The organism is Microbacterium sp. ZXT2-5 (assembly GCF_055329545.1).
On sequence record NZ_JBUZWD010000001.1, the window covers coordinates 2490057 to 2515061 of the forward strand.

Consider the following 25005-nt stretch of genomic DNA (forward strand, 5'->3'; position numbering starts at 1 on the left):
CGTTCTCGGCGCCGAGGACGTGGTCACTCGCCGACGACGTGCGAACTCGGCGCACGTGTGCCGGCGACGCGGCAGCCCAGGGTGCTGATCCCGAGCCCGGGAGCCTCTCCTCCCCAGCATCGGACGAGCCGGCGTTCCGCTCATCGGATCCACAGAAGGGAGTTGGGCGACGGCTTCTCGCGGCCGGCGTCTGGGACGTTGCTCGGATGCCCCGTCACATCGGTTTCGACGACGCACGACGCGCCGTGCTCACCCGCGAGCTGCTCGACCGCAATCGCTGGGGTGATCGAGACGTCAGGAGGGCGCTGGCGAACGGAACGCTCATCCGGCTGCACCGCAACTGCTATGTCCTCGAGGCCGACTGGGCGGACCTCTGGCCCGAATCGCGGCATCGGGTCGAGGTGGCCGCAGCGTTCGGTGAGATGCGTGGCGGCGGTGGCGTCGCATGCCGCGAGTCGAGTGCGGTGCTGTGGGAGCTCCCGCTTCACCGCCACGTCCCTCGCGCCGTCCACGTGACCCTTCCGGGCGGCAAGCACGTCTCCAGCCGAACCGGTCTCCGGCGTCACCTGGAGGCCATGCCGGCGGACGATGTGACAGAGCGGCACGGCATCCGCACGACAACGCTCGACAGGACGGTGTTCGACCTCGTCCGCTCTGTCGGGTTGGAGACCGCCGTCGCCGCAGCCGACGCCGCGCTGCGCCAGGTCGCGTTCCGCGACCGTACGTATGACGAGGACGCGGCAGAGGATTGGCGGGAGCGTATGCGCGCGCGAGTGGCGCGAGCGAAAGGCAAGCGCGGGGTCAGGCAGGCCGCGACGGTGGTCGAGATGGCGGATGGACGCGCCGAGTCGCCCGCCGAGAGCGTTGCACGAGTTCTGCTGCACGGGCTCGGCTTCGAGCGGGTCCGGCTGCAGGTGCCGGTGGCCGGGCCGGAGGGTCAGGACTACCGCGTGGATGCCGAGATCGAGGAGGCGAGGACCTTCCTCGAGGTGGACGGCATGGGGAAGTACGAGGATGAGGCGTTGAGGTCGGGGCGCACGCTCCAGCAGGTGCTCCTCGACGAGAAGCGTCGCGAGGACTGGATCCGCGGCACGACCCAGCAGCGTTTCGTCCGCGTAGAGGACAAGCACCTGCGCACCGCCCAGTCGCTCGCGGAGCGCCTCACGGCATTCGGCATCCGCCTGCCGTAGAGCCGTCGCCGTGCCGGAACATCGTGCCGAGTAACCGCGATCTCGGCGAGCAACCATGTTCTGGGCGCCGACAACGTGGTCGCTCGCCGAGATACTGCGATGTCGGCGGAGGGTTGGGGAGTGTTGGGGGGAGGAAGGGCCACCGGGCAGGAGGGGGACCGGGAGACCGGGCGGCCGGGGGAGGGGCGTCGATTTGGCGGAGGGGGCGGCATCGCGTACCCTTGGGGAAGCCGAAGACCGCCGGTCATCGACGTGCGTGTAAGCGTACGAGATCGAAGCACTGCGAATGCAGGGGCCCGCGCAGGTGTCACGAACGATTCTCCTGGATCCAGGATTCTGCTCCGTGCGCTTGCGCCGGAGCTTTTTTCATTCCCGTGACGAGACCAGATGACGGATGCCTCCGGCCGGCGCCCGCCACCGCGGAGCGTCTCGTACACACAAGGAGTGGCCATGGCGCAGAAGGAAGCATCGGTCGCCGAGCTCACGAAGCACTTCGAGGACTCGACCGCCGTTCTGCTGACCGAGTACCGCGGTCTGACGGTTGCGCAGCTCAAGGAGCTGCGCAACAGCATCCGTCAGGACGCGGAGTACGCCGTGGTGAAGAACACGCTGACCAAGATCGCCGCGAACAACGCGGGGATCACGTCGCTGGACGACGACCTCAAGGGTCCGTCGGCCGTGGCGTTCGTGCACGGTGACCCGGTCGCCGTCGCGAAGGGTCTGCGCGCCTTCGCCAAGGCACACCCTCTTCTCGTGATCAAGGGCGGTTTCTTCGACGGAAACCCCCTGAGCGCGGACGAGGTCAACAAGCTCGCCGACCTCGAGAGCCGTGAAGTCCTGCTGGCGAAGCTCGCCGGCGCGATGAAGGCCTCGATGACGAAGGCGGCCTACGTCTTCAACGCACTGCCGTCGAAGGCCGTTCGCACGGTCGACGCACTGCGCGAGAAGCAGGAGTCCGCGGCCTGAACGGGCCTCGGCTAAGCAAAACCACAATCAAGGAGAATCATCATGGCAAAGCTCAGCACTGAGGAGCTGCTCGACGCGTTCAAGGAGCTCACGCTCATCGAGCTCAGCGAGTTCGTCAAGGCGTTCGAGGAGACCTTCGACGTCACCGCCGCCGCCCCCGTGGCCGTGGCCGCTGCCGGCGCTCCCGCCGGTGGTGCCCCCGCCGAGGAGGCCGAGGAGAAGGACTCGTTCGACGTCATCCTCGAGGCCGCCGGCGACAAGAAGATCCAGGTCATCAAGGTCGTCCGCGAGCTGACCTCGCTCGGCCTCGGTGAGGCGAAGGCCGTCGTCGACGGTGCTCCCAAGGCCGTCCTCGAGGGCGCCAACAAGGAGACCGCCGAGAAGGCTCAGGCCGCCCTCCAGGAGGCCGGCGCGACGGTTACCCTCAAGTAATCTCGCTTCTGCGAATTCGAAGGCCCCGGATGCTGCGCATCCGGGGCCTTCGTCATGTCCGCCGATCAAGAGCCGCCCCACGGCCCCACGCCGATGACCGCCGACGCCTCGTCGTCGACGGGGGCCGTGGAGTTGCGGACCACGAGCGGTGACGACTCGTAGAGCCGGTGCGTCGGCGCGCCGGGGTCGTCGAGCTGCCACATGAGCAGCTGCACCGCGGCGCGGCCCTGCTGGTGGGGCCGCTGCTGCAGCGTCGTGAGCGAGAACATCTCGGCGTAGGCGTGGTCGTCGATGCCGACGACGCTGAGGCGCTCCGGCACGCGGATGCCGAGCCGGCGGGCGGCGATGATGGCGCCGACGGCCACCTCGTCGCACACTCCGACGATGGCGGTCGGCCGCGTGCGACGGTCGCCCAGCAGCTCGACCGCGGCGCCGTACCCGCCCGGCAGGGTGACCTCGGACGGCACATGGCGCATCCGGGCCTCCAGGCCCGCGTCGCACATCGCCGCCCGGTAGCCGTGGAGGCGACGGCCGTCCCCGAAGCTCGTGCGGCGGCCGTCCGGGTCGCCGCCGAGGAACGCGATCTCGCGGTGCCCGAGGCCGACGAGGTGATCGGTGGCGATGCGCGCCGCTGCCTGATCGTCGATCGTCACCGCGTTTGTGCCGATGTCGTAGCCGCCGACGGCGACGACCGGCTTGCCGAAGGCCACCAGGCGCTCGAGCTCGTGCGCGCTCGGCTCGATCCCCACCGCGATCAGTCCGTCGAACCTCTTGCGCGCCAGGAAGTGCTCGAACATCTCGCGCCGGGCGGCCGACTCCGGCGGTGCGCCGTACAGCGCGAGGTCGTACCGCCGCTCCAGGAGGGCGTCCTGGATGCCCTCGAGCACCTGCGCGAAGAACCACCGGTCGAGTGAGGGCATGACCACGCCCACGGTCTGCGTGCGTCCGGTGACGAGGCTGACCGCGCTGGTGGTCGGCACGTAGCCCAGCGCAGCGGCGGCGTCCTGGACGCGCGCCCGCGTGGCCGCCGAGACGTAGCCCGAGCCGGTGAGCGCGCGCGAGGCCGTCGACTTCGACACGCCTGCCACCCGAGCCACGTCGGCGATGCCCGCCATCGGGGTCCTCCTCGTGCGTCCGGGGACATCACCGTCACCCGGAATCTGGAACCGGTTCCAGGCCTCATTGTGCCGTGCAGGTGCGGACGGCACCACCCCCGATACGCAGGTTTACCGAGTTGTGACCGGGGGAGATTGTGCGCCCCGGCGGCATCCCCTAGCGTGATCATGGAATCGGTTCCCGATCTCTCACGTGCGGAGCCCGAGAGGCGCGGCTCCGCGAACTCAAGGAGGAGGCAGACACCATGACTGCACTGCGATCCCGCCGCGGACGCGGCTACATCGCACTGGGAGTGGCGACCATCGCGGCGCTGACGCTCGCCGGCTGCGCCGAAGGCGGTGACGAGGCCGGTGACGACGGCTCGGTCGAGGGGGAGACCGTCGAGATCGCAGGCGGCATCACCGGCTCGGAGGCGGAGAACCTCCAGAAGTCGTTCGACCAGTTCACCGAGGACACCGGCATCATCGTCGAGTACACCGGCGACAAGGGCTTCGAGGGCAACATCGTCACGAAGGTCGCGGGCGGATCCGCTCCCGACATCGCGATCGTGCCGCAGCCCGGTCTGCTCCGTTCGCTCATCGAGACCGGCGAGGTCCAGGAGGCCACCGAGGAGGTGTCGGCGAACGTCGACGAGTACTGGTCGGAGGACTGGAAGGAGTACGGCTCGCTGGACGGCACCTTCTACGCCGCTCCGATGCTGGCGAACCTGAAGGGCTACGTGTACTACTCGCCCGCCAGCTTCGAGGAGTGGGGCGTCGAGGTCCCGAAGACCTGGGACGAGCTGCTCGAGCTGACGCAGACGATCCGCGACGCCACCGGCGAGCCCCCGTGGTGCGCCGGCTTCTCGTCCGAGGCGGCGTCGGGCTGGCCGGGCACCGACTGGGTCGAGGACCTCGTCCTGCGCGGAGCGGGCCCGGACGTGTACGACAGCTGGGCCGCGGGCGACACGCCCTTCACCGACCCCGACATCGAGGCCGCGTTCGACGCCGTGGGCGAGATCCTGCTGAACCCCGAGTACGTCAACGCCGGATTCGGTGATGTCAAGAGCATCAACTCGACGGCGTTCGGCGACCCGATCGCGGCGGCCGTGGCCAACGGCACGTGCGCGCTCACGCACCAGGGTTCGTTCCTCACGGCGAACTTCCTCACCGCCCAGACGGCGGAGGGCGAGACGCCGACCATTGCCCCTGACGGCGACATCTACGCGTTCATCCTCCCCGGCATCGAGGAGGGCGAGCTGGCGGTCGAGGGCGGCGGCGAGTTCGTGACGGCGTTCTCGGACGACGCCGCGACGCAGGCGGTGCTCGAGTACATGTCGACCCCGGAGTTCGCCGACGCGCGCGTCGAGCTCGGCGGCGCCATCTCGGCCAACACGGGCGCCGACCCGTCGCTGGCGTCGAGCGAGTTCCTGACCGAGGCGATGGAGATCGTGCAGGACCCGAACACGGTGTTCCGCTTCGACGCCTCCGACCTGATGCCGGCGACTGTCGGCTCGGGCTCCTTCTGGCGCGGCATGGTCGACTGGATCGACGGCAAGCCGACGCCGCAGGTCCTGGAAGACATCCAGGCAGGCTACGAGAACTGACGCACCGCACGTCGGTGCCGGGATCCGCGCACGCGGTCCCGGCACCGGCGTGACGTCATCCGTCGGCGTCGACGGGGGAAGGCAGAACATGTCTCAGACCACAACATCGGCGGCGGATCAGGGGCAGACGATGCCCCCGCCTGCCGAGCGCGGCGGAAGGAAGCCGCCGTCGCAGAAGACGACCCGGCTCGTCGTCACGATCGGGCTCATCCTGATCGCGGCGCTGGTGGTCTTCCTGCTCCTCAGCCCTCCGAATCAGGACGCCAGGCCCGTCTCGCTGGGCATCTCGTTCAACTCGTTCTTCCAGTGGATCGGCAACCTGGGGCCGATCGCCCAGATCCCCGTCATCGTGCTGATCTTCGGCGTGGTGGTCGCGATCCTGCTCGTGCTGATCGAGTACGCCCCGCGTGCGGGGCGCGGCTACTTCTGGCTGCGGCTCATCTCGTGCTTCGCGATCCCGTTCCTGGCGTTCATGATGCTGCGCCCGTACGAGGGCGCCGTCCTGTACGTGGTCCCCATCGCCCTCATCTCCGGCGGACTGCTGTTCTACGCCGACCACCGCGCGCGCGAAGGGTCCGGCTACCTGTACCAGCTGGTGCTCTTCATGGCGCCGGCCGCCATCCTGCTCCTGGTCGGCCTGGTGTATCCCACCATCTCGACGGTCATCCAGTCGTTCTACGACAAGAGCGGCGAGAACTTCGTCGGGATGGAGAACTACGTCTGGGCCTTCACGAATCCGCAGGGATTCTGGTCGATCATCAACACGCTCATCTGGGCGATCTTCGCCCCGGTGTTCTCGCTCATCGTCGGGCTCGCGTACGCGGCCTTCATGGAGCGCGCGCGCGGTGACCGTCTGCTGAAGATCCTCGTCTTCATGCCGTTCGCGTTCGCCGGGGTGAGCATGAGCATCATCTGGCGGTTCGTGTACGACTACCGCCAGGGCGAGCAGGTCGGCCTCCTCAACGCCATCGTCGTCGCCTTCGGCGGCGAGCCGGTCCGGTGGCTCGACATCTGGCCGCTGGTCAACACGTTCTGCCTGCTCTTCGTGTTCGTCTGGGCGCAGACGGGCTTCGCCATGGTGGTGCTGTCCGCTGCGATCAAGGCGGTCCCCGCCGAGCAGCTCGAGGCGGCCCAGCTGGACGGGACGTCGGCGTGGCAGCGCTTCATCAACGTCACGGTCCCCGGGATCCGCGGTGCGATCATCGTCGTGCTGACCACGATCACGATCGCCGCACTGAAGCTGTACGACATCGTCGCGGTGATGACCGGTGGCCGGTCGAACTCGACGGTCCTCGGCTTCGAGATGGTCAACCAGCAGCAGCGTTTCCAGAGCTACGGGCACTCGGCGGCGCTGGCGGTGCTCATCTTCCTCTTCGTCACGCCCCTGCTCGTCTACAACGTGATCCAGCTTCGCAAGCAGAGGGAGGTCCGCTGATGACCGCCGTCGAATCCGAGACGACGAGCTTCGACAGAGCGGCCGCGCGCAAGGTCGCACGCGAGACGCGTCGCAACGAGTCGCAGGCGCAGAAGCGGCTCACGTCGCCGCTGGCGACCGTGATCGCGGTGGCGATCGCCTTCCTGTGGACGATCCCGACCCTCGGCCTGCTCATCACGTCGTTCCGCCCCGGTGCGGACTCGGCAACGTCGGGCTGGTGGACGGTCTTCACGAACCCGGACTTCACGCTCGGCAACTACGAGGCCGCGCTGACGTCGGGGGGAACCGCGCTGACCCTGGGGGAGTCCTTCCTCAACTCCCTCGCGATCACCATCCCCGTCACGGTGTTCTCGCTCGCGATCGCCTCGCTGGCGGCCTACGCCTTCGCGTGGATGGACTTCAAGGGCCGCGGGTTCCTGTTCGTCGCGGTGTTCGCGCTGCAGATCGTGCCGATCCAGATGGCCCTGGTGCCGCTGCTGACGCTGTTCTCGCGGGGGCTGGAGATCGGCGACGTGATGATCTTCCCCGGCCTGGAGATGCGCGAGGTGGACCACAGCTTCGCGACGGTGTGGATCGCCCACACCATCTTCGCGATGCCGCTGGCCATCTTCCTGCTGCACAACTTCATCTCCGAGATCCCCTCGGATGTGATCGAGGCGGCTCGGGTGGACGGCGCAGGACACGGGCAGATCTTCTTCCGGATCATCCTCCCGCTGTCAACGCCCGCGCTGGCGTCCTTCGCCATCTTCGAGTTCATCTGGGTGTGGAACGACCTGCTCGTCGCGACGATCTTCGCGCCGACCTCGTCGCTGCCGATGACGCAGACGCTGAACTCCCTGTCGGGCTCGTGGGGCGATCAGTGGTTCCTGCTGTCGGCAGGAGCCTTCCTCGTGCTGATCGTGCCGCTCATCGTGTTCCTGGCCATGCAGCGCTTCTTCGTGCGAGGCCTGATGGCGGGTGCCACGAAGGGCTGACACAGCAGATCGACGGATGCCGCGGCCAGGCGCTGAGCGCCGGTCCGCGGCATCCGTCGTCCGAGGGTCGGTGTGTCAGGCGCTGCAGCCGAGGCGCCGCTGGATGGATTGCATCGCGTCGATCTCGGCCGTCTGGCCCGACTGGATCGTCCCGGCGACCTGCAGCGCGCGAGGGTCGCTCCCGAGCTCGAGGAGCGCCTCTGCCATCGGGATCGCGCCCTCGTGGTGCCGGATCATCAGCTCGAGGAAGAGGCAGTCCGCCTCCTGGCCGGTGGCGGTCCGGAGCGCGGTCAGCTCTTCGGCCGAAGCCATCCCCATGGCCGCCCGCGCCTCGTCCTCGGACATCGCCTCGCCCGTGCTCGAACCGTGGTCGTGGTCGACGGAGGATTCCGCCATCCACTGCATCATCGGGTCGCCGGTCTGGGGGAGCCCCCACTGCACGAGCCAGTCGTACATCTCGCCGCGCTGGCCGGCCTGGCCGGTGGCGATGTCGTACGACAGCACGCGCAGCTCGTCGTCCTCGGTCTTGCGGTAGATCTCCATCGCCATCTCGATCGCCTGGGCGTGGTGCACCTGCATGTCGCGCGAGAAACCGGCCTCGGGTGAGCTCGTCCCCGGGGCGGCGACGCTCTGCGCCGCGCCGAACGTCGAGAACCGGCCGACCGCGAAACCGAGCGCGGCGATCAGGACGAGCCCGACGACGATGACCACCCAGCGCCGGGGGGATCCGGTCGAGGCGTCGTCCGACACGACGGAACCCTACTGCTTGCCGGGGGCGTCGAACGCGCCGGTGCAGGCCGCGTTCGGCTCGGGGGCGTTGGTGCTGCGCCAGTACGCGCGGACGAACTCCTCGATGCGCTCGTCGTCGGCGGCGTCGACCTTGAGCTGGGCGTTCCACGCGCTGACGGCGATCGGGGTGTCCATGCCCTCGTAGGGCGAGAGCACCGTGTAGGTGGAGGGCAGCTGCGCCTCGAGCGCCGCGATGTCGTCGTCCGAGACCTGGGCGGGGTCGTAGGTGACCCACACCGCGCCGTGCTCCAGCGAGTGGACGGCGTTCTCGTTCGGCACCGGCTCGGTGTAGACGCCGCAGTTCAGCCAGATCGCGTTGTGGTCGCCGCCGGCCGGAGGGGTCTGCTCGTAGTCGACGGTCGTGTCGACGTGGTTGGCGGTGTTCTCGAACGTCTCGAGACCCTCGATGCCGCTGCCGTCGCTGTCGCCGCGGTCGTAGGTCGGAGGGGCTGCGGGGGCGAACACGATCGACGCGACGATCGCGGCCACCACCAGCAGCGCGGCCGCCGAGCCGACGATCCACCAGACGAGCCGGCTGCGGCGCCGCTTGGCGAGCTGTCGCTGGTACTCCGCGAGCTTCTCCTGGCGCTTCTGCTCGCGCTGCTGCTTGACCGTGAGGTCGATCTGGGCCTGCGTTGCCGGGTTGCCGCTCTTGCGCTTGTCGGCCTGGGACGGGGTCATGCTCGTGATCTCTGCCAATCGATGAACAGCGGTCGGGGCGCCCGGCCCACGCCGTTCGGCGGGAGGCTGACGGGTTGCCCTCATCCTATGCGAGCGAATGAGCCCTGCCCTGAGAAGGGCCCGACAGCCGGGACCTGTGCCGGCGCCCTGCGGGAGAGCGCTTGCGAGCGGGGCGGGACCATCCGGTAACATGGTGCTCGAATCGATTCGACCTTGACGGTCTCCCGCACGAGCAGCGACGCCGATCGGCAGCGTCGGACGACTCGCGCCCGCTCCCTCCGCACCCGCACGCCCTCCCGGCGCACCGCCCGTGCGATCGCTTTCCCCGCCTCGCTCCTGACGGCCTTGCCACGAAACGAAGTCCCTGTTGCTCGATACCGCATCCATCCCCGTCCAGCGGCGCGAAGACCGCGTCCCCGCCGAGCCCCGGCCCGAAGACCAGGGCCGCGCCGCCCTCCCCCCGAAGCCCCACGCGACGTCGACGGGCGCCATCCGCACCCTCGGCAGCAATCCGGCGACCGCGCCCATCGTGCTGCACCCGGGCGACTCGATCCCGCATCGCCGCCGGGTGCTCTACATCGTCCTGCTCGGCGCGCTGACGGCGCTGGGTCCGTTCACGATCGACCTGTACCTGCCGGCGTTCCCGGTGCTCGAGGCGGACTTCGACACCACCGCGGCAGCCATCCAGCTGACCCTCACCGGCACCATGATCGGCTTCGCTCTGGGTCAGCTCATCGTCGGCCCGCTCAGCGACAAGGTGGGCCGTCGCGTGCCGCTCCTCGCGGTCACCGCCCTCCATGTGCTGGCCAGCACCGCCGCCGCCTTCGCGCCCACGCTCGAGCTGCTGTCCGTGGCACGCGTGCTGCAGGGAGCGGGGGCGGCCGCCGGCGGCGTGGTCGCGGCAGCGATCGTGCGCGACCTTTTCGGCGGCCGGCGTCTGGTCGTCATGCTCTCCCGGCTGGCGCTCGTCTCGGGTGTCGCGCCGGTGCTCGCGCCGCTGGTCGGTTCCGCGCTCCTGGCCGTCATGCCCTGGCGCGGCATCTTCGTCGTGCTGGCCGTCTACGGGGCCGTGATGCTGGTCTCGGCGATGATCTTCCTCCCCGAGACGCTTCCGCCGGCTCGCCGGCACGAGAGGGGCGCGACGACCGTGTGGCAGCGGTATCGCAGCGTCTTCAGCGACCGCGTGTTCATCGGCGTGCTCATCATCGGCGGAATGACCTTCTCCGGCCTCTTCTCGTACCTGTCGAGCTCATCGTTCCTGTTCCAGCAGGAGTACGGCTTCAACGCCCAGCAGTATGGCCTGCTCTTCGCCGCCAACTCGCTCGGCGTCGTGGTCGGCGTCCAGACGGCGTCGCGCCTGGCCGCGCGCTTCGGCCCGCAGTGGGTCATGGCGTGGTCGACCGCCGTGCTCGCGGTCTCGGCATCCGCCATCATCGTCACCGACCAGCTCGGCCTCGGCATCTGGGGCACGATCATCCCGCTGTTCGTGTTCATGACCGGCTGCGGATTCACCTTCCCCTGCGTGCAGGTGCTGGCGCTCGACCGGCACGGCAAGGCGGCGGGCACGGCCCAGTCGATCATCGGCGCCACGAACTTCGGCGTGGCCGGGATCATCTCGCCGCTCGTGGGGTGGCTCGCGGCGGATGCCGGCATCACCGCGACCACCATGGCGTCCGTCATGGTCGGATGCTCCGTCGTGGGTGTGCTCGCGCTGTGGCTGATCGTGCGCCCGCGCACGGTGGAGCGGCTCGCGCCCTGAGCCGACCGGTTCAGGGCGCGGGCGGTCGCACCGGCTGCAGGACGAACAGCCGCACCGTGCGCCCGGACTCGCGCTCGTAGTCGCGGTAGCCCGGCCACTGGCGCTGGATGAGGGACCAGGCGGCCTCGCGTTCGCCGGCGGGGATGAGTGCGGCGCGGACCGCCATGCGCCGTCCGCGCACGGTGATCGCGGCGTCAGGGTGCGCGAGCAGGTTCCCGGTCCACGCAGGATGCCGCGCCCCCGCGAAGTTGGTTCCGGCCACGATCGCCCGCCCGCGCCCGTCGGGGGTGTACATGAGGGGCACGTCCCGCGGCTCACCCGACATGGCGCCGACCGTGTGGAGCACGAGCGAGGGGACGAGCAGCGCGCTCAGCTGCACGCGGCCGTGCGTCGCGCGGGCGATCGCCCGTTCGATCGGCGGGAGCAGCGTCGGGCCGATGATGCGCCTGAACAGGCGCGTGCGGGTGAGCGGCGCGACGACCGCCCGTACGACGTCGACGACGCGGGTCATGCCACCTCCGTCCCGCCGCGGCGCGGATCGAGTCCGAACCATAGCATCCGCGTGGCGATCACGGCGAGAGGGTGACCGCGGTCGTGCCGCGCGGCAGAATGGGGCGATGACGACATCGGCGGAGCGGCGGGTCGCGGTACCGGTGGTCGCCTTCCTGATCGTGGGCGGAGGCCTCGCGCTGCTCGCGTGCCTGCTCGGATGGTGGGTCTTCAGCAGGGGCGACGAGCCGTTCGCGATCGACCTCGGGTGGAACGCCTTGGTGGCCGCCATGTTCAACCCGGTGTTCAGCGCCTTCTCGTACTTCATGGACTGGGTCGGCGGCGGGTGGGTCGCCGTCCTCGCGGTGCCCATCGGCGGCGCCCTCGTGCTCGTCCTGCTGCGGCGGCCGTGGGCGGCCGTGTACTTCGTCGCGGCGGAGGCGGTGTCGGCCGGCGGCGTCCAGGTGCTCAAGCACCTGTTCGGACGGGTCCGCCCCGAGGACATCGTCGTGATCGCGGACTACGGCTCGTACCCGTCCGGGCACGTCGCCAACGCCGCCACGATCGCCGTCGCCGCCTACGTCATCTTCCCGCGGGTGTGGGTGGCGATTGTCGGCGGGGTGTGGATCATCCTGATGGCGTTCAGCCGCACGTATCTGCACGCGCACTGGCTGAGTGACACCGTCGGCGGAGCCCTGATCGGCGCGGGCGCCGCCCTCCTCGTGGCGGCCGCGTTCGCGGTCCCGATGGCGAGGGAGCGGGAGAAACTCGATGTCAGGGCGAAACGCGCGTCGATAGGCTGAGCGGATGACCGCCGCCGACGCGCCAGACCCGCCTGCGACCGCACCCTCGACCGACCCGGCCGTCGCCGCCGCGGAGGCCGACTTGGCCCGCCTGCGGGCGGAAGCGGAGGCGGCCGAGGCGCAGCTCAAGGCCGCGCAGGCCAAGGCCGCGCTCGCCGCCGCCGAAGCGGCCGCCGCGAAGGCCCGCGTCGCGGGTGAGCCCGCCGCGCCGTCGGCCCCGACGGTCGACGCGACACCCGCACCTTCCGCAGCCCCGGCGCCCCCGGTCCCGGAGCCGCAGACCCCGGCGCCCGCCGCCGGTACGGACCTGCCGCACACGCCCGCCGGCCCGCTCGACGCGAACGAGGTCCGCGACATCGCCGACGGCTACGGATTCGAGGGCGCCACGCTCGACCTCGGCGCGCTGGTCAACGGCGAGCCGGTGCCGGAGGCCCAGGTCCGCATCCCGCTGGGGATGATGAACCGGCACGGCCTGATCGCCGGCGCCACCGGAACCGGCAAGACGCGCACCCTGCAGGGGCTGGCCGAGCAGCTCGCCGCCAAGGGGGTCCCCGTCTTCGCCGCGGACATCAAGGGCGACCTGTCGGGGGTGGCGACGCCCGGTGAGCCGAGCGAGAAGCTGCTGGCGCGCACCCGGGGGATCGGGCAGCACTGGACGCCCGAGGCATCCGTCACCGAGTACTTCGCCCTGGGCGGCATCGGCAAGGGCGTGCCCGTGCGGGCGACGGTGTCCGGCTTCGGTCCGCTGCTGCTCAGCAAGGTGCTGGGGCTCAACGCCACGCAGGAGTCGAGCCTGGGCCTGGTGTTCCACTACGCCGACGCGAACGGCCTGGCGCTGGTCGACCTGGCCGACCTCCGGGCCGTGCTCACGCACCTCACGAGCGACGAGGGCAAGGCCGAGCTCAAGGAGCTGGGTGGATTGTCGGCGGCGACGGCCGGCGTGATCCTGCGCGAGCTGATCACGTTCGCGGATGCCGGAGCCGACGTCTTCTTCGGTGAACCCGAGTTCGAGGTGGCCGACTTCATCCGCACGGCGCCCGACGGGCGGGGCGTCATCAGCCTGCTCGAGGTCCCGGGCGTGATCGACAAGCCCGAGCTGTTCTCGACCTTCCTGATGTACCTGCTGGCCGAGCTGTTCGAGATCCTGCCCGAGGTGGGGGATCCCGACAAGCCCGAGCTGGTCTTCTTCTTCGACGAGGCGCACCTGCTCTTCACGGACGCCTCGAAGGACTTCCTCGCGGCGATCGTGCAGACCGTGCGCCTCATCCGCTCGAAGGGCGTCGGCGTCTTCTTCGTGACGCAGACGCCCAAGGATGTGCCGTCCGACGTGCTCGCCCAGCTCGGCTCGCGCGTGCAGCACGCCCTGCGCGCCTTCACGCCGGACGACGCGAAAGCCCTGCGGGCGACCGTCGGGACGTACCCCACGTCGGGTTACGACCTCGAGCGCGTGCTGCAGGAGCTCGGCACCGGGGAGGCGATCGTCACGGTGATGAGCGAGAAGGGAGCACCCACACCGGTCGCCTGGACGCGGCTGCGCGCACCGCAGGGACTCATGTCGCCGACCCCCGACCCCGCGATCGAGGCGGCGGTGAAGGCGTCGCCGCTCCTGGCGAAGTACGGCACGGCGATCGACCGCGAGTCCGCGCGCGAGATCCTCACCGCCAAGATGCGGGCGGCCGACGAAGCCGCCGCCGCGGAGGAGGCGGCCCTCGCGAAGGCCAAGGCGGACGCCGAGTACGCGAAGCAGAAGGCGGCGATCGACAAGCAGCAGGCGGCGGCCGAGAAGAAGGCGCGGCAGGAGTACGAGCGCCTGCTCAAGAAGACCGCCGGCACCACGCGCACCACGCGCACGTCGCGCTCGTCGTCGAAGTCCCCGCTGGAGCAGATCCTCGACTCCAAGTCCACGCAGACGATACTGGGTGGGGTGATCCGCGGGATCTTCGGCACCGGCAGGCGCTGAGGCATCCGACCCGAACCGGATCCTCGCCGTTCCGGAGGTCTCGCGTGCGCCGCAGAGCAGTCGTCGTCGTCGCGCTGACGCTCGCCCTGGCGACGGCGGCCGCGGGCGTCGCGCTGGCCGTGGCGGCAGGGGCGCCTTCGGCGGGGAAGACGGATGCCGCGCCCTCGCCCAGCCGGACACCGTCGGCCGGCGCGCACGAGGTCACCCCCGACGACTACTGCTACGTCGAGGCGATGATCTACTACCGCGTCGAGGAGTCTGAGCTGGCCGCGACGCTGCTGCGCAAGGACGGGATCGACGCCGGTGCCCTGGGGTTCGCCGGTGGCATCGCGGCGCGCGACGCCGACGAGCTCGACCGGCTTCGCGAGTGGTACCTCTCGTGGGCGGACGCACGCCCGGTCGAGCCGCCGAAGGACGGCCCCTGCGGTGGTCACGGCGCCGACCACGCGCAGATGCCCGGCATGCCGACGTGGAGCACGGTGCAGGGATTCGTCGACGCGAAGCACCCCGACGCCGAACGCCGGTTCGCCGAGATCCTGCGCGATCAGAACGCCGGCATGGTGGCACTCATCGGGCTCATCCTCGACGGCGACCCGCACCCGGCCGTCGCGGAGTCGGCCGAGGCGGTGCTGAGGCAGGCGCGCGCCGACCAGGAGACGCTGCGCGGGATCCTCGACGCGGCGCCGTGAGCGCGGGCGGCGGGGCGCGGCATCCGTCGCCCTCTCCCGCCGCGGGTCACCAGCCGCTGAGGGAGCCCAGCGGAGCGAGGGCGCGCGCCGCGTCGCGCAATGCTCCGACGTGGCGCGCCGCGACGGAGAGCCGCCCGATCGCCGTCGACAGGGTCACGGCGCCGACGGGGCGGGCGGCGTGGTCGTGGATGGGCACCGCGAGGCACCCGCGGTCGGGTGCGAGGAGCGCGCCCTGCTCGGTGTACCCGCGCACGGCGTAGGCCTCACGGATCGCTCGGACGTCCTCGGCCGGTGCGCCGCTGCCCCAGCTCGGGGCCCGCGGCATGCGGCGGTCGGGGTGGGCGACGAGCCACAGGTGCCCGATCGCCGAGCGCAGCGGATCGCCGAGCAGGGCGTCGCGGTCGGAGAGGGGGCGTGTGCCGTCCTCGTCGAGCACCACCAGGCCGGTCCGGTGGAAGGCGAACAGGTGCACCGCCTCGCCGGTCTCGGCGCGCAGCCGGTCCACCACGTCCGCGTGGTCGGGTCGGGAGCGGGCTCCGACGACAGCCGCGAGCTCGAGCACGCGGGTGCCGAGGACGAAGCCGGAGAAGTCGGCACGGCGCACCAGGTACTCGTCGCGCACCAGCGCGTTGACGACGCGGTACACGGTGGCCCGCGGCGCGCCGACCGCGCGGGCGATCTCGGCGGCCGAGGCGCCGTGATGGTCGCGCGCGACCTGCTCGAGGATCTCGAGCGCGAGTCCCAGGCCCCTCTCCGGCAACGGCATGTCGCGCGGGAGACCCGCCCCGCTCACCTCCGCGCCGACCCGTCGATCGTGTCTGCGTCGACCGGCCAGTCGTGCACGCCGATGCGGGCCGCCACCGCGGGGTTGCGCAGCAGGCGCACGGTGCCGGCGCCCACGACGGCGGCGAGGATGCCCGCCGCCCACAGGAGGCCCGCGGGGTTCTCGCGCATCGTCACGCCGACGTAGAACGCGAGCACGCACAGCAGACCTGCGAGCGGCACCGTGCTCACGACCACCGCCCGGGCGGTGAGCTCCCCGATCCGCCCGAGGAAGACGGGCGCGGCCGCGCACACCAGGGCGTACGCCAGCACGAAACCGAGGATCGAAGCCGGCGAGGTGACGACGCGCATGTCCTGACGGCTGCCGCCCGCGGCGAGCACCGCCACCGGGACGGCGGTGACCGTCGCCGCGAGGATCAGCCCGCCGATCGCGGGCACCCCGCGCCGGGACACGTGCCCGAGCGCGGCGGGGAGCAGCCCCTCGCGGCTCATGGCGAACGCGAGGCGGGTCGCGGCGGTGGTCATCGCGAGCGCGCAGGCGAGGAACGAGACCGCGACGATGACATCGATGAGGTGCGCGAACCCGGTCACGGCGGCGAGGGATGCCGCGCCCGGCTGCTCGGCGACGATGGACAGCTGGGCAGCCGTGCCGACGAGCATGACCAGGCCGGTCGCACCGACGCTCCACATCACCGCGCGCGGGACGGCGGCGAACGGACGCCGCGTCTCGGGACCCAGCGCGGCGCCGCTCTCGAATCCGACGAAGCCGATGAGCGAGAAGGCGACGCCGGTGATGATCGCCTCCATCGAGAAGTCGGCCGCGCGCGGGACCAGCAGGCCGACGTCCCAGCGGCTCACGCCCAGCGCCGCCACCGAGAGGCCCAGCACCGTCAGCACCGCGACGGATTCCAGCACGAGGAGGACGCGCGTGGACATGCGCAGGCCGCGCGCGACGACGAGGGCGATGACCGCGCCGAATCCGATGATGAGCGCGATCACCAGCAGCGGCGAGGCGGGACCGCCGCTGAGGAGATCGGCGAGTCGGTGCGAACCCGAAGCGAGCGTGTTCATCGCGACCGCCAGATAGCCGATGCCGAGGGCCGCCCCGGTCACGAGGCCGATATGGGGTCCGAGACCGCGCGCGGCGAAGGTGTAGAGCGCGCCGGTGCTCGCGATGCGCCGGGCGAAGATGCCGATGACGAGGCCGACGCCGACGACCAGGGTGATGGTGAGGGCGATGTCGAAGAACCCGAACGAGCCGCTCCGCGCGAAGAGGGCACCCGGGTGCACGAGCAGGACGCCGGCGGGTGCGGTCGCGGCGACCGACTGCGCGACGACGTCGACCGTGTGCGCGTGCCGCCGGCGCAGCCCCGCGAACGGCGAACTGCCGCCCAGATCCCGCCGCGGTCGAGCCTGCTCGATCGCGTCCGCGAGTGCACTGCTCACGCGTCCTCCTCGCACCGGGCTCGCCGCGATCCGGCTGCGCGCGAGGCTACCGCCCGTGCGTTGCCGGAAAGCGCGGAGTGTGTTTCGGCGCTGTGACACCGCCTGAGACATCCGCGGCGCCCGGCCGCCCCGTCGTCTCAGCATGATTTCGATCGGCGTTCGCCGCTCCATACCGCGGGGAAACGGCGCCGGCGAAGAATCGGCCCGACGCGGGTGCAGCCGCGTCTTCGCCATCGAAAGGACTCCTGTGACCGATACACAGCTCTCTCCTGACGGGGACTCGCCACCCCCGGAGCGGCAGCGCGCTCGCCGAGGCGGTGTGCTGACGCCGCGGGCGCTCGGCATCGGCTCCGCGGTCGCCGCCGCGGCAGCCGCCGTCGCCCTCGTCTTCGCCACGCAGACCGCCGTGCAGGCGACGTCGTCTCCCGAGACCCCGCCGGCCACCCCCATCGCCGCCGACAGCACCGACGAGGACGCGCCCGAGAAGGCGGCGGAGGTCGCCAAGCCCCCGGCGATCGCCGCCGCCTACGACGCTCTCACGGGAGCCGAGGTGGAGTACGTCCGCTTCCTCGGCGCCCAGGACGCGGCGTTCGCCGCCGGCGAGGACGTCTTCGGCGACGCCGGACTGCAGTTCCTGTCCACCGACGTCGCCGACCCGCAGGCGTACGCCGACGGGCAGCGGCGTCTGCTCTCGCTCTACTACGACTACGGCACGAACGAGACGGTGAGCATGATCGTCAACGCGACCACCGGTGCCGTCGAGTCGGTCGATCGCGCGTCGGGCACCCAGCCGGCGCCGACCGACGCCGAGACGGCGCTCGCGTGGGAGCTGCTGCTCGGCTCGGAGGCGGCTCAGCCCGTCGTCGACGAGTTCGCGGCGCTCACGGGCGGCTCCGCGCTCACCCCGGCATCCGCCGAGGTCCTCCTCACCGCCCACTCCTTCGTGACGGATGCCGGATCCTTCGGCGCCGAATCGTGCGGCGTCGACCGGTGCGTGCAGGTGCTCGCCCAGGTCGACGGCGGGGCCTTCCTCACCACCAGCACGTTCGTCGTCAACCTCTCGACGCGTGCCGTCCTGTCCATCTCATGACCATGGAGACACTCCCGATGAAACGACCCTCCCTTCGCCGGCTGCTCGGCGCGGGCACCGCGATGGCCCTGCTCGCGGGCGGACTGGTGCTGTCGGCGCCCGCGGCCGCCTCGGCGCAGACCGTCACCGAGGCATCCTGCTCCGGCGACTCCCTCGTCTCGGAGACGCTCGAGGCCGGATCGAGCTGGCAGATGTGCTGGCGCCTGGACACCTACCGGGGCCTCGTGCTCGACAAGGTGGCCTACCAGCCGCGAGACGATGCGGCGCCGATCCTCGTGCTCGACTCGATCGCCCTCGCACAGCTGAACGTGCCCTATGACACCGGCGCGACCGAGTACAACGACGTCACCACCTATCAGGTCGGCGGCCGTCGCCTGCAGGCCATCGAAGCCGTCGACTGCCCGGTCGGCGAGGTGCGCACCTCGTGGGTCGACGCCACCCGCGGCGAGATCCCCGCGATCTGCATCGGCGAGGAGGACTCCGGCCTCGCGTACCGCTCGAACATCGCGCGGGATGCGCTGTACGCCGCGCAGGGCACCGACCTCGTGCTGCACACGGTGTCGCGCATCGGGTGGTACGAGTACCAGACCGAGTACCGCTTCCACGACGACGGCGAGATCTCGGTGCGCCTCGGCGCGACCGGCGACCTGTCGCCGAACGACTACGTCGACGTCGTCAACCAGGGCTGGCCGATCGCGCCGGGCCAGGAGGACTTCGCGGTCAACCACTACCACTCGGCGTTCTGGCGCGTGGACTTCGGCATCGACTCCGGCGCCGGCCAGGTGGTCGAGAAGTTCGCGACGACGCCGACCGGCGAGCACGGCACGACCGGCGACACCGGCCACACCGCGATCCTCGAGACGCAGGTCACGCAGGTCACGAACGAGACCAAGACGATGGGGGCCAACCGCGAGGCGTACCGGGTCGTGAACCCCGAGAGCCTCAACGCCGACGGACACGCCCGCTCGTACGAGATCATCGTGCCGCGCGACCAGGCGTACAACCTGAACCCCGAGACGGACTTCGACATCGCCTTCACGGCCGCCAAGTCCGACGAGATCCACGCCAGCTACAACCTGATCCCGTCGAAGGCGGGGCAGATGGTCACCGACTACATCGCCGACGGCGAGACGCTCGAGGACCCGGTGGCGTGGGTGAACGTGGGCTTCCACCACATCAACCGCGACGAGGACCAGAGCCCGATGCCGATCCACTGGCAGGGCTTCACCCTCTACCCGCGGGACTTCGCCGCACAGAACCCCAACATCCCCGAGGGCCGCAAGTGGGTCAACGGCGACATGCGGGGCGTCCCGAACCCGAACATCACCCCGACCCCGACGGCGTCGCCGACGCCGGCCCCCACGACGGAGCCCACCCCGACCCCGACGCCGACTCCGACCGACGCCGGCAACGGCAACGGCAACGGCAACGGCAACGGCGGGAACGGCAACGGCAACGGGAACGGCGGCGGCAACGGCAGCGGCAGCGGCGGAGGTGACGCGGCGGCCTCGACGGCGGCACCCGTCACCTTCGGCCAGCCCGAGGTCGCCCCGGGCGCGGCGCAGACCGCGTCGGCCGGCGGGTTCACCCCCGGCGAGACCGTCAGCGCCGTGATGCACTCCGACCCGGTCGACGTCGGCACGTTCGTCGCCGACAGCGAGGGAGAGGTGACCGTGCAGTTCGTCGTCCCGTCCGACACCCCGGCCGGCGAGCACACGCTCGTGCTGACGGGTCAGACGTCGTCGGCGGCGGCGCAGGGCACCTTCACAGTGGCATCCGCCTCGCCCTCGGCGGTCTTCGGGGCGCTCGCGACGACCGGCACCGACGCGAACCGCTGGGCCATGTCGGGCCTGGTGCTCCTGGTCGCCGGTGCGGGCCTCGCGGGCACCGCGTGGCACATGCGTCGCCAGCAGGGGCTGAGGGCGCAGGCCTGAACCCCGCCGCGGGGCGGTGCGCGCAGCGCGCCGCCCCGCTCGACGCACCCGCCGTCCGACCCGAAAGGAATCCGATGCCCCATCGCATCGCGGCCACCGGGGTGGTTCTCGCCGTCTCCACCGCGCTCGTCGGCGGCGCCGCCGTCGCTCTCGGCATGACGGTTCCCGCGACGTCCGCGCCCCAGGCCGTCGCCGCCTCGGGGATGACGGATGCCGCGACCGCCGCCTACCCGACGGTGGTGGACCACTGCTACATCGAGGGCATGATCCCGCATCACGAGCAGGCGCTCGAGCTGAGCCGGCTCGTGCTCGACGCCGACGGCGTGAGGGATCGCACCCGGGCGCTCGCCGAGTTCATCGTCGCCGATCAGAGCGGCGAGATCCAGACGATGCGGGCATGGCAGGATGCCTGGCGACGGGCCCTCCCGACGGATTCGGAGCACACGGGCCACGGGGCGCACGCGGCGGCCGTCGCGCCGGCGGGAGGCATCCCGTCCGGCTGCGACGATCACGGTCACACGGAGATGAAGGGCATGGCCACCGTCGAGCAGCTCGCCGCCCTCCACGCCGCCGAGGGCGCCGCGGCCGACCGGATGTTCCTCGAGCTCATGATCGTCCATCACGAGGGCGCCCTCGTGATGGCGGAGCGTGTCGTGCGCGACGGCACGAATGCGTTCGCGCGCACCTCGGGCAAGCACGTGCTCATCGAGCAGGAACGCGAAGTCGCCGCCATGACGTCGCTGCTCGAAGGCCCGCCATGACCCGGACCGGCGCGCGCGCAGCGACCGTCCCCTCGGCGGAGTCGCCCGCCGCCCGGCGGGGCCGGCGCCCGCTCGCGTGGGCGTTCGCCGCCGCCGGGCCTGTCGCGGTCGCCGCCGTCCTGGCCGCGGGGCTCGGGGTCGCGACCGTGCAGAACGACTCCATGAGCCCGGCGCTGCGCGGCGGCGACACCGTGGTGTTCGACCGCTGGAGCGCACCCGCGCGCGGCGACGTCGTGCTGCTCGTCGATCGCGAGGGCTGGTCGGGCACGCCGGATGCGCTCCTGGTGAAGCGGGTCGTCGGCGTCGAGGGTGACGTGGTCGTCTGCTGCGAGGCCGGCACCGGGAGGCTCGTCGTCAACGGGCAGCCGGTCGACGAGCCCTACGCCCCGGCATCCCGCCCCGGCGGCGACATCCCCTTCCGTGTCACCGTGCCGGAGGACGCCGTGTGGGTCATGGGCGACAACCGCGCCGCCTCCGCCGATTCGCGCCTGTCGGTGTCGGAGCCGGGGCACGGCGGCGTACCGCTCGCGGACCTTCGCGGCGTCGCGCGCCTGTGGTGGAGCTGAGCCCCGCGCCGCAGCGTGCCCGGGGCGCCGCGGCCGGCCGCGCGCCGCCGCGGCTTGGCCCGGCATCCGCTCTCCTTCCCGTTCAGCGGAGGAGGACGCGCCGGGGCGGCCCGGCGAGGCATAGCCTGGAGACATGGCGACGAAGCCCCCGAGAGCGGATATCGACGAGTCCCGCGTGCACGTCACACGACCGAAGAAGGTCGCCGTGGGCGTGCCGGCGGTGCTGCACGCCCTCGAGATGGCGACCGAGCAGATGGGCGTGACCCGCTCGGTCCAGACGCTGCTGCGCGTCAACCAGAAGGACGGCTTCGACTGCCCCGGGTGCGCCTGGCCGGAGGAGGACAGGCGCCATGTCGCGGAGTTCTGCGAGAACGGCGCGAAGGCGGTCGCCGAGGAGGCGACGCTGCGGCGGGTCGGGCCGGAGTTCTTCGCGGAGCACTCCCTCGACGAGCTGCGCGCGCACGACGACTGGTGGCTCGGTCAGCAGGGGCGGCTGACGCACCCGATGGTGCGGGAGGAGGGCGCGACCCACTACCGCCCGATCTCGTGGGACGACGCGCTGCGGCTGATCGCCGACGAGCTGCGATCGCTCGAGGACCCCGACGAGGCGGTGTTCTACACCTCGGGCCGCACGTCGAACGAGGCCGCGTTCCTCTACCAGCTGCTGGTGCGCGGCATCGGGACCAACAACCTGCCGGACTGCTCGAACATGTGCCATGAGTCCAGCGGCTCGGCGCTCACCGAGACCATCGGGATCGGCAAGGGCACGGTGTCGATCGACGACATCCACGACGCCGACCTGCTCATCGTCGCGGGGCAGAACCCCGGCACAAACCATCCGCGCATGCTGTCGGCGCTCGAGAAGGCCAAGCAGCGCGGGGCGACGATCATCGCGGTGAACCCGCTCCCCGAGGCGGGCCTGATGCGCTTCGAGAATCCGCAGACGGTGCGCGGCGTCGCCTTCGGCGGCACGAAGCTCGCCGACGAGTTCATGCAGATCCGGCTCGGCGGCGACCAGGCGCTGTTCCAGGCGATCGGCAAGCACCTGCTCGAGGCGGAGGCGGCCGACGGCGGTGTGCTCGACCACGAGTTCATCGCGGCGCACACGAGCGGTTTCGAGGCCTACCGTCAGGCGATGGCGGATGCCCCGTGGCGAGAGCTCGTCGCCGCCACCGGGCTGCCCGAGAAGGCGCTGCGCCGGGTGGGCGAGGCGGTGCGCGCCTCCAAGGCCACCATCGTCTGCTGGGCGATGGGACTCACCCAGCACAAGCACTCCGTGCCGATGCTCCGCGACGTGGTGAACATGCTGCTGCTGCAGGGCAACATCGGACGCACCGGCGCCGGCGTGTGCCCCGTGCGGGGGCACTCCAACGTGCAGGGCGACCGCACGGTCGGCATCTACGAGAAGCCGTCCGCCGCCTTCCTCGACGCGCTCGACCAGGAGTTCGGCTTCGCCGCTCCGCGTGAGCACGGGTTCGACACGGTGGAGGCGATCCGGGCGATGCGCGACGGACGCGTCCGCTTCTTCATGGGCATGGGCGGCAACTTCGTGTCGGCCACGCCCGACACCGCCGTCGTCGAGGCGGGGATGGCGCGGGTGGGACTCACCGTGCAGGTGTCGACCAAGCTCAACCGCTCCCACGTCGTGACGGGGCGGCGGGCGCTCATCCTCCCCACCCTCGGGCGCACCGACCGGGACCGCCGCGGCGGTCGCGAGCAGCGTGTCACGGTGGAGGATTCCATGGGCGCCGTGCACGCCTCGCGCGGCCGGCTGGCGCCCCCCGCCGAGGACCTGCTCAGCGAGGTGGCGATCGTCTCGCGCCTGAGCGCGCTGGTCTTCGGTCCTGAGCCCGGCGCGACCGAGGAGGCGCCGGCCACTCTCGCGCCCGCGTCCGCGCACACGGGCGCCACCCGCCACGAGCGCGGCTATCCCGAGCGCACCCCGGCGGAGGAGAGCGACGGCACCGTCCCGGCAGCCGGGACCAGCGGCGGGCCGCACAACGTCCCGCAGGCGGACTGGGCCGCGCTCGAGGCTGACTACGCGTTGATCCGGGCCCACATCGAACGCGTCATCCCGGGGTTCGAGGACTACGAGGAGCGCATCGACAAGGGGCGCACGCTCCACCTTCCCAACGGCCCGCGCGACGCGCGCCGGTTCGCCACCGTCGACGGCAGGGCCCGGTTCACGGTCAACCCCCTCGTGTACCCGGTGATCCCGCGCGGACGCCTGCTGCTGCAGACGCTGCGCTCCCACGATCAGTACAACACGACGATCTACGGCAAGGACGACCGGTACCGCGGCATCCACGGCGGCCGCCGCGTCGTGCTGGTGAACGAGAAGGACATCGTGTCGCTCGGGTTCGCCGAGGACGACGTCGTCGACCTCGTCTCGGAGTGGACGCGGCCCGACGGGAGCATCGAGGAGCGTCGCGCCGAGGAGTTCCGCATCGTCGCGTACCGCACGCCCCGGGGGAACGCGGCCGCCTACTACCCCGAGACCAACGTCCTGGTGCCGCTCGACTCGGTCGCCGATGTCTCCGGCACCCCGACGTCGAAGTCCGTGGTCGTGCGCCTCGAGTCCCGCGCGTGAGGGCGCGGCGCATGCCTAGGCTGGGGGCATGACCCGAGCCGCCGTCATCTGCTTCTCCGACCGCTCGGCCGCAGGCACCCGACCCGACGAGAGCGGCCCGATCGCGGTCGCGGCGCTGCGGGAGGCCGGCTTCGACTGCGATGACGCGGTGATCGTGCCCGACGGCGCCGACAACGTCGAGCGGGCCCTGACCGCCGAGATCATGGCCGGCGTGAAGCTCGTCATCACGACGGGCGGCACCGGGGTGTCGCCGCGTGACCAGACGCCCGAGGGCACGGCGCGCGTGGTGACGCGCGAGCTCCCCGGCATCGCCGAGGAGCTGCGACGGCGCGGCGCGGCCGAGAAGCCGGCCGCCATCCTGACACGCGGCATCGCCGGTGCGGTCGACCCGCACGGCGCGCTCGTGGTGAACCTTCCGGGGTCGCCGGCGGCCGTGGCATCCGGCATGCCCGTCGTCGTGTCGGTGGCCCGTCACGTGCTGGACCAGCTCACCGGCGGCGATCACTGATGGCCGTCTCGACCGATGCGGTGCGGATCGCGGCGATCAGCGCTGAGCCGCTCGACGTCGACGCCCACCTGCGTGCGATCGACGACCCGCGGATGGGGGCGGTCACGACGTTCGTCGGTCGCGTCCGCGATCACGATCCGGATGCCGCGACCACAGTCGTCGCGCTCGAGTACTCGGCGCACCCCGATGCCGAGGCCGGGCTCAGGCGCCTGGCGACGGCCGCCGTCGGGTCGACCGAGGCGCTGGTGGCGGTGTCCCACCGCGTGGGGACGCTCCAGGTCGGCGACGCCGCCGTGGTGATCGCGGTCGCCTCCGCCCACCGGGCCACGGCGTTCGAGGTGTGTCGCACGCTGATCGAGACGATCAAGACCGACCTCCCCGTCTGGAAGAAGCAGGTCGAATCGGACGGCACCGCCACCTGGCTCGGCCTGGGCGGCTGATCCCGCCGCGGCGTGACGG

General features: G+C 71.4%; 23 protein-coding genes. 17 read left to right on the forward strand and 6 right to left on the reverse strand.

Annotated features, from left to right (window positions below):
* Positions 1–206: 206 nt before the first annotated feature.
* The 3 genes from ACZBH1_RS10975 to rplL all read left to right on the forward strand — a co-directional run bounded on the left by ACZBH1_RS10975 (position 207) and on the right by rplL (position 2588).
* Complete coding sequence (locus ACZBH1_RS10975) at positions 207–1190, forward strand: type IV toxin-antitoxin system AbiEi family antitoxin (RefSeq protein WP_463646390.1); 984 nt, start codon at positions 207–209, stop codon at positions 1188–1190.
* 450 nt (positions 1191–1640) lie between these two features.
* On the forward strand, positions 1641–2156 hold the full coding sequence (gene rplJ / locus ACZBH1_RS10980; RefSeq protein WP_194396148.1) for a 50S ribosomal protein L10: 516 nt from the start codon (positions 1641–1643) through the stop codon (positions 2154–2156).
* 42 nt (positions 2157–2198) lie between these two features.
* Positions 2199–2588 (forward strand): 50S ribosomal protein L7/L12, encoded by a 390-nt coding sequence (gene rplL / locus ACZBH1_RS10985; protein ID WP_141883983.1) that lies wholly within the window; start codon positions 2199–2201, stop codon positions 2586–2588.
* A gap of 65 nt (positions 2589–2653) precedes the next feature.
* On the opposite strand, the gene ACZBH1_RS10990 is transcribed toward rplL, so the two are convergent.
* Positions 2654–3703, reverse strand: coding sequence for a LacI family DNA-binding transcriptional regulator (locus ACZBH1_RS10990; protein ID WP_336394875.1), 1050 nt, complete (start codon positions 3701–3703; stop codon positions 2654–2656).
* Between the two features lie 245 nt (positions 3704–3948).
* Between ACZBH1_RS10990 and ACZBH1_RS10995 the strand changes: the two genes are divergently transcribed.
* The 3 genes from ACZBH1_RS10995 (at position 3949) to ACZBH1_RS11005 (ending at position 7698) form a co-directional block, all read left to right on the forward strand.
* Positions 3949–5289 (forward strand): ABC transporter substrate-binding protein, encoded by a 1341-nt coding sequence (locus tag ACZBH1_RS10995; protein WP_336394876.1) that lies wholly within the window; start codon positions 3949–3951, stop codon positions 5287–5289.
* An 88-nt stretch (positions 5290–5377) separates the two neighbouring features.
* Positions 5378–6724 carry a carbohydrate ABC transporter permease gene (locus ACZBH1_RS11000; RefSeq protein ID WP_336394877.1) on the forward strand — a complete coding sequence of 449 codons (1347 nt, stop codon included), beginning with the start codon at positions 5378–5380 and terminating at the stop codon, positions 6722–6724.
* Positions 6724–7698, forward strand: coding sequence for a carbohydrate ABC transporter permease (locus ACZBH1_RS11005; RefSeq protein ID WP_336394878.1), 975 nt, complete (start codon positions 6724–6726; stop codon positions 7696–7698). Before ACZBH1_RS11000 ends, ACZBH1_RS11005 begins: the two co-directional genes overlap by 1 nt.
* A 75-nt stretch (positions 7699–7773) precedes the next feature.
* On the opposite strand, the gene ACZBH1_RS11010 is transcribed toward ACZBH1_RS11005, so the two are convergent.
* The gene (locus ACZBH1_RS11010) at positions 7774–8448 is read right to left on the reverse strand and encodes a DUF305 domain-containing protein (RefSeq protein ID WP_378884620.1); all 675 of its coding nucleotides are present in this window, start codon (positions 8446–8448) and stop codon (positions 7774–7776) included.
* A 9-nt stretch (positions 8449–8457) separates the two neighbouring features.
* Complete coding sequence (locus tag ACZBH1_RS11015; RefSeq protein ID WP_336394880.1) at positions 8458–9168, reverse strand: thioredoxin-like domain-containing protein; 711 nt, start codon at positions 9166–9168, stop codon at positions 8458–8460.
* Between the two features lie 367 nt (positions 9169–9535).
* Here ACZBH1_RS11015 and ACZBH1_RS11020 point away from each other — a divergent pair, with 367 nt between their 5' ends.
* Complete coding sequence (locus tag ACZBH1_RS11020; protein WP_336394881.1) at positions 9536–10927, forward strand: multidrug effflux MFS transporter; 1392 nt, start codon at positions 9536–9538, stop codon at positions 10925–10927.
* Between the two features lie 10 nt (positions 10928–10937).
* Here the strand turns inward: ACZBH1_RS11020 and ACZBH1_RS11025 are convergent, their stop codons facing one another.
* Positions 10938–11438: a nitroreductase family deazaflavin-dependent oxidoreductase gene (locus ACZBH1_RS11025; protein ID WP_336394882.1), complete on the reverse strand. Its 501-nt coding sequence runs from the start codon at positions 11436–11438 to the stop codon at positions 10938–10940.
* A gap of 106 nt (positions 11439–11544) precedes the next feature.
* Between ACZBH1_RS11025 and ACZBH1_RS11030 the strand changes: the two genes are divergently transcribed.
* The 3 genes from ACZBH1_RS11030 to ACZBH1_RS11040 are packed head-to-tail and all read left to right on the forward strand — an operon-like array spanning position 11545 to position 14868.
* Complete coding sequence (locus ACZBH1_RS11030) at positions 11545–12219, forward strand: phosphatase PAP2 family protein (RefSeq protein ID WP_463646391.1); 675 nt, start codon at positions 11545–11547, stop codon at positions 12217–12219.
* Between the two features lie 4 nt (positions 12220–12223).
* Entirely contained in the window at positions 12224–14179 is a 1956-nt protein-coding gene (locus tag ACZBH1_RS11035; RefSeq protein WP_463646392.1) for a helicase HerA-like domain-containing protein, read from the forward strand.
* Between the two features lie 44 nt (positions 14180–14223).
* Positions 14224–14868, forward strand: a complete 645-nt coding sequence (locus ACZBH1_RS11040) for a DUF305 domain-containing protein (RefSeq protein WP_463646393.1) — start codon at positions 14224–14226, stop codon at positions 14866–14868.
* 46 nt (positions 14869–14914) lie between these two features.
* Here the strand turns inward: ACZBH1_RS11040 and ACZBH1_RS11045 are convergent, their stop codons facing one another.
* Complete coding sequence (locus ACZBH1_RS11045) at positions 14915–15634, reverse strand: IclR family transcriptional regulator (protein WP_452324610.1); 720 nt, start codon at positions 15632–15634, stop codon at positions 14915–14917.
* A 23-nt stretch (positions 15635–15657) separates the two neighbouring features.
* Positions 15658–17097 carry an APC family permease gene (locus tag ACZBH1_RS11050; RefSeq protein WP_452324609.1) on the reverse strand — a complete coding sequence of 480 codons (1440 nt, stop codon included), beginning with the start codon at positions 17095–17097 and terminating at the stop codon, positions 15658–15660.
* Positions 17098–17344: 247 nt separating this feature from the next.
* Here ACZBH1_RS11050 and ACZBH1_RS11055 point away from each other — a divergent pair, with 247 nt between their 5' ends.
* From ACZBH1_RS11055 to ACZBH1_RS11085, 7 genes are all read left to right on the forward strand, one after another.
* Positions 17345–18187 carry a hypothetical protein gene (locus tag ACZBH1_RS11055; protein WP_463646394.1) on the forward strand — a complete coding sequence of 281 codons (843 nt, stop codon included), beginning with the start codon at positions 17345–17347 and terminating at the stop codon, positions 18185–18187.
* Between the two features lie 17 nt (positions 18188–18204).
* Entirely contained in the window at positions 18205–20121 is a 1917-nt protein-coding gene (locus tag ACZBH1_RS11060) for a copper amine oxidase (RefSeq protein ID WP_463646395.1), read from the forward strand.
* A 74-nt stretch (positions 20122–20195) separates the two neighbouring features.
* Entirely contained in the window at positions 20196–20882 is a 687-nt protein-coding gene (locus tag ACZBH1_RS11065; RefSeq protein WP_463646396.1) for a DUF305 domain-containing protein, read from the forward strand.
* The gene (lepB, locus tag ACZBH1_RS11070) at positions 20879–21448 is read left to right on the forward strand and encodes a signal peptidase I (protein WP_463646397.1); all 570 of its coding nucleotides are present in this window, start codon (positions 20879–20881) and stop codon (positions 21446–21448) included. Before ACZBH1_RS11065 ends, lepB begins: the two co-directional genes overlap by 4 nt.
* A gap of 133 nt (positions 21449–21581) precedes the next feature.
* Positions 21582–24038 carry an FdhF/YdeP family oxidoreductase gene (locus ACZBH1_RS11075; RefSeq protein ID WP_463646398.1) on the forward strand — a complete coding sequence of 819 codons (2457 nt, stop codon included), beginning with the start codon at positions 21582–21584 and terminating at the stop codon, positions 24036–24038.
* A 28-nt stretch (positions 24039–24066) separates the two neighbouring features.
* Positions 24067–24546, forward strand: coding sequence for a MogA/MoaB family molybdenum cofactor biosynthesis protein (locus tag ACZBH1_RS11080; protein ID WP_336394893.1), 480 nt, complete (start codon positions 24067–24069; stop codon positions 24544–24546).
* Positions 24546–24986 carry a molybdenum cofactor biosynthesis protein MoaE gene (locus tag ACZBH1_RS11085; protein WP_378884582.1) on the forward strand — a complete coding sequence of 147 codons (441 nt, stop codon included), beginning with the start codon at positions 24546–24548 and terminating at the stop codon, positions 24984–24986. The genes ACZBH1_RS11080 and ACZBH1_RS11085 overlap by 1 nt, the downstream gene beginning before the upstream one ends.
* Positions 24987–25005 lie beyond the last annotated feature (19 nt).

Coding starts and splice junctions, on each gene's coding strand:
- ACZBH1_RS10975 (WP_463646390.1), top strand. CDS start 207: ATGCCCCGTCACATCGGTTTCGACGACGCACGACGCGCCGTGCTCACC.
- rplJ (WP_194396148.1), top strand. CDS start 1,641: ATGGCGCAGAAGGAAGCATCGGTCGCCGAGCTCACGAAGCACTTCGAG.
- rplL (WP_141883983.1), top strand. CDS start 2,199: ATGGCAAAGCTCAGCACTGAGGAGCTGCTCGACGCGTTCAAGGAGCTC.
- ACZBH1_RS10990 (WP_336394875.1), bottom strand. CDS start 3,703: ATGGCGGGCATCGCCGACGTGGCTCGGGTGGCAGGCGTGTCGAAGTCG.
- ACZBH1_RS10995 (WP_336394876.1), top strand. CDS start 3,949: ATGACTGCACTGCGATCCCGCCGCGGACGCGGCTACATCGCACTGGGA.
- ACZBH1_RS11000 (WP_336394877.1), top strand. CDS start 5,378: ATGTCTCAGACCACAACATCGGCGGCGGATCAGGGGCAGACGATGCCC.
- ACZBH1_RS11005 (WP_336394878.1), top strand. CDS start 6,724: ATGACCGCCGTCGAATCCGAGACGACGAGCTTCGACAGAGCGGCCGCG.
- ACZBH1_RS11015 (WP_336394880.1), bottom strand. CDS start 9,168: ATGACCCCGTCCCAGGCCGACAAGCGCAAGAGCGGCAACCCGGCAACG.
- ACZBH1_RS11025 (WP_336394882.1), bottom strand. CDS start 11,438: ATGACCCGCGTCGTCGACGTCGTACGGGCGGTCGTCGCGCCGCTCACC.
- ACZBH1_RS11030 (WP_463646391.1), top strand. CDS start 11,545: ATGACGACATCGGCGGAGCGGCGGGTCGCGGTACCGGTGGTCGCCTTC.
- ACZBH1_RS11035 (WP_463646392.1), top strand. CDS start 12,224: ATGACCGCCGCCGACGCGCCAGACCCGCCTGCGACCGCACCCTCGACC.
- ACZBH1_RS11045 (WP_452324610.1), bottom strand. CDS start 15,634: ATGCCGTTGCCGGAGAGGGGCCTGGGACTCGCGCTCGAGATCCTCGAG.
- ACZBH1_RS11060 (WP_463646395.1), top strand. CDS start 18,205: ATGAAACGACCCTCCCTTCGCCGGCTGCTCGGCGCGGGCACCGCGATG.
- ACZBH1_RS11065 (WP_463646396.1), top strand. CDS start 20,196: ATGCCCCATCGCATCGCGGCCACCGGGGTGGTTCTCGCCGTCTCCACC.
- lepB (WP_463646397.1), top strand. CDS start 20,879: ATGACCCGGACCGGCGCGCGCGCAGCGACCGTCCCCTCGGCGGAGTCG.
- ACZBH1_RS11075 (WP_463646398.1), top strand. CDS start 21,582: ATGGCGACGAAGCCCCCGAGAGCGGATATCGACGAGTCCCGCGTGCAC.
- ACZBH1_RS11080 (WP_336394893.1), top strand. CDS start 24,067: ATGACCCGAGCCGCCGTCATCTGCTTCTCCGACCGCTCGGCCGCAGGC.
- ACZBH1_RS11085 (WP_378884582.1), top strand. CDS start 24,546: ATGGCCGTCTCGACCGATGCGGTGCGGATCGCGGCGATCAGCGCTGAG.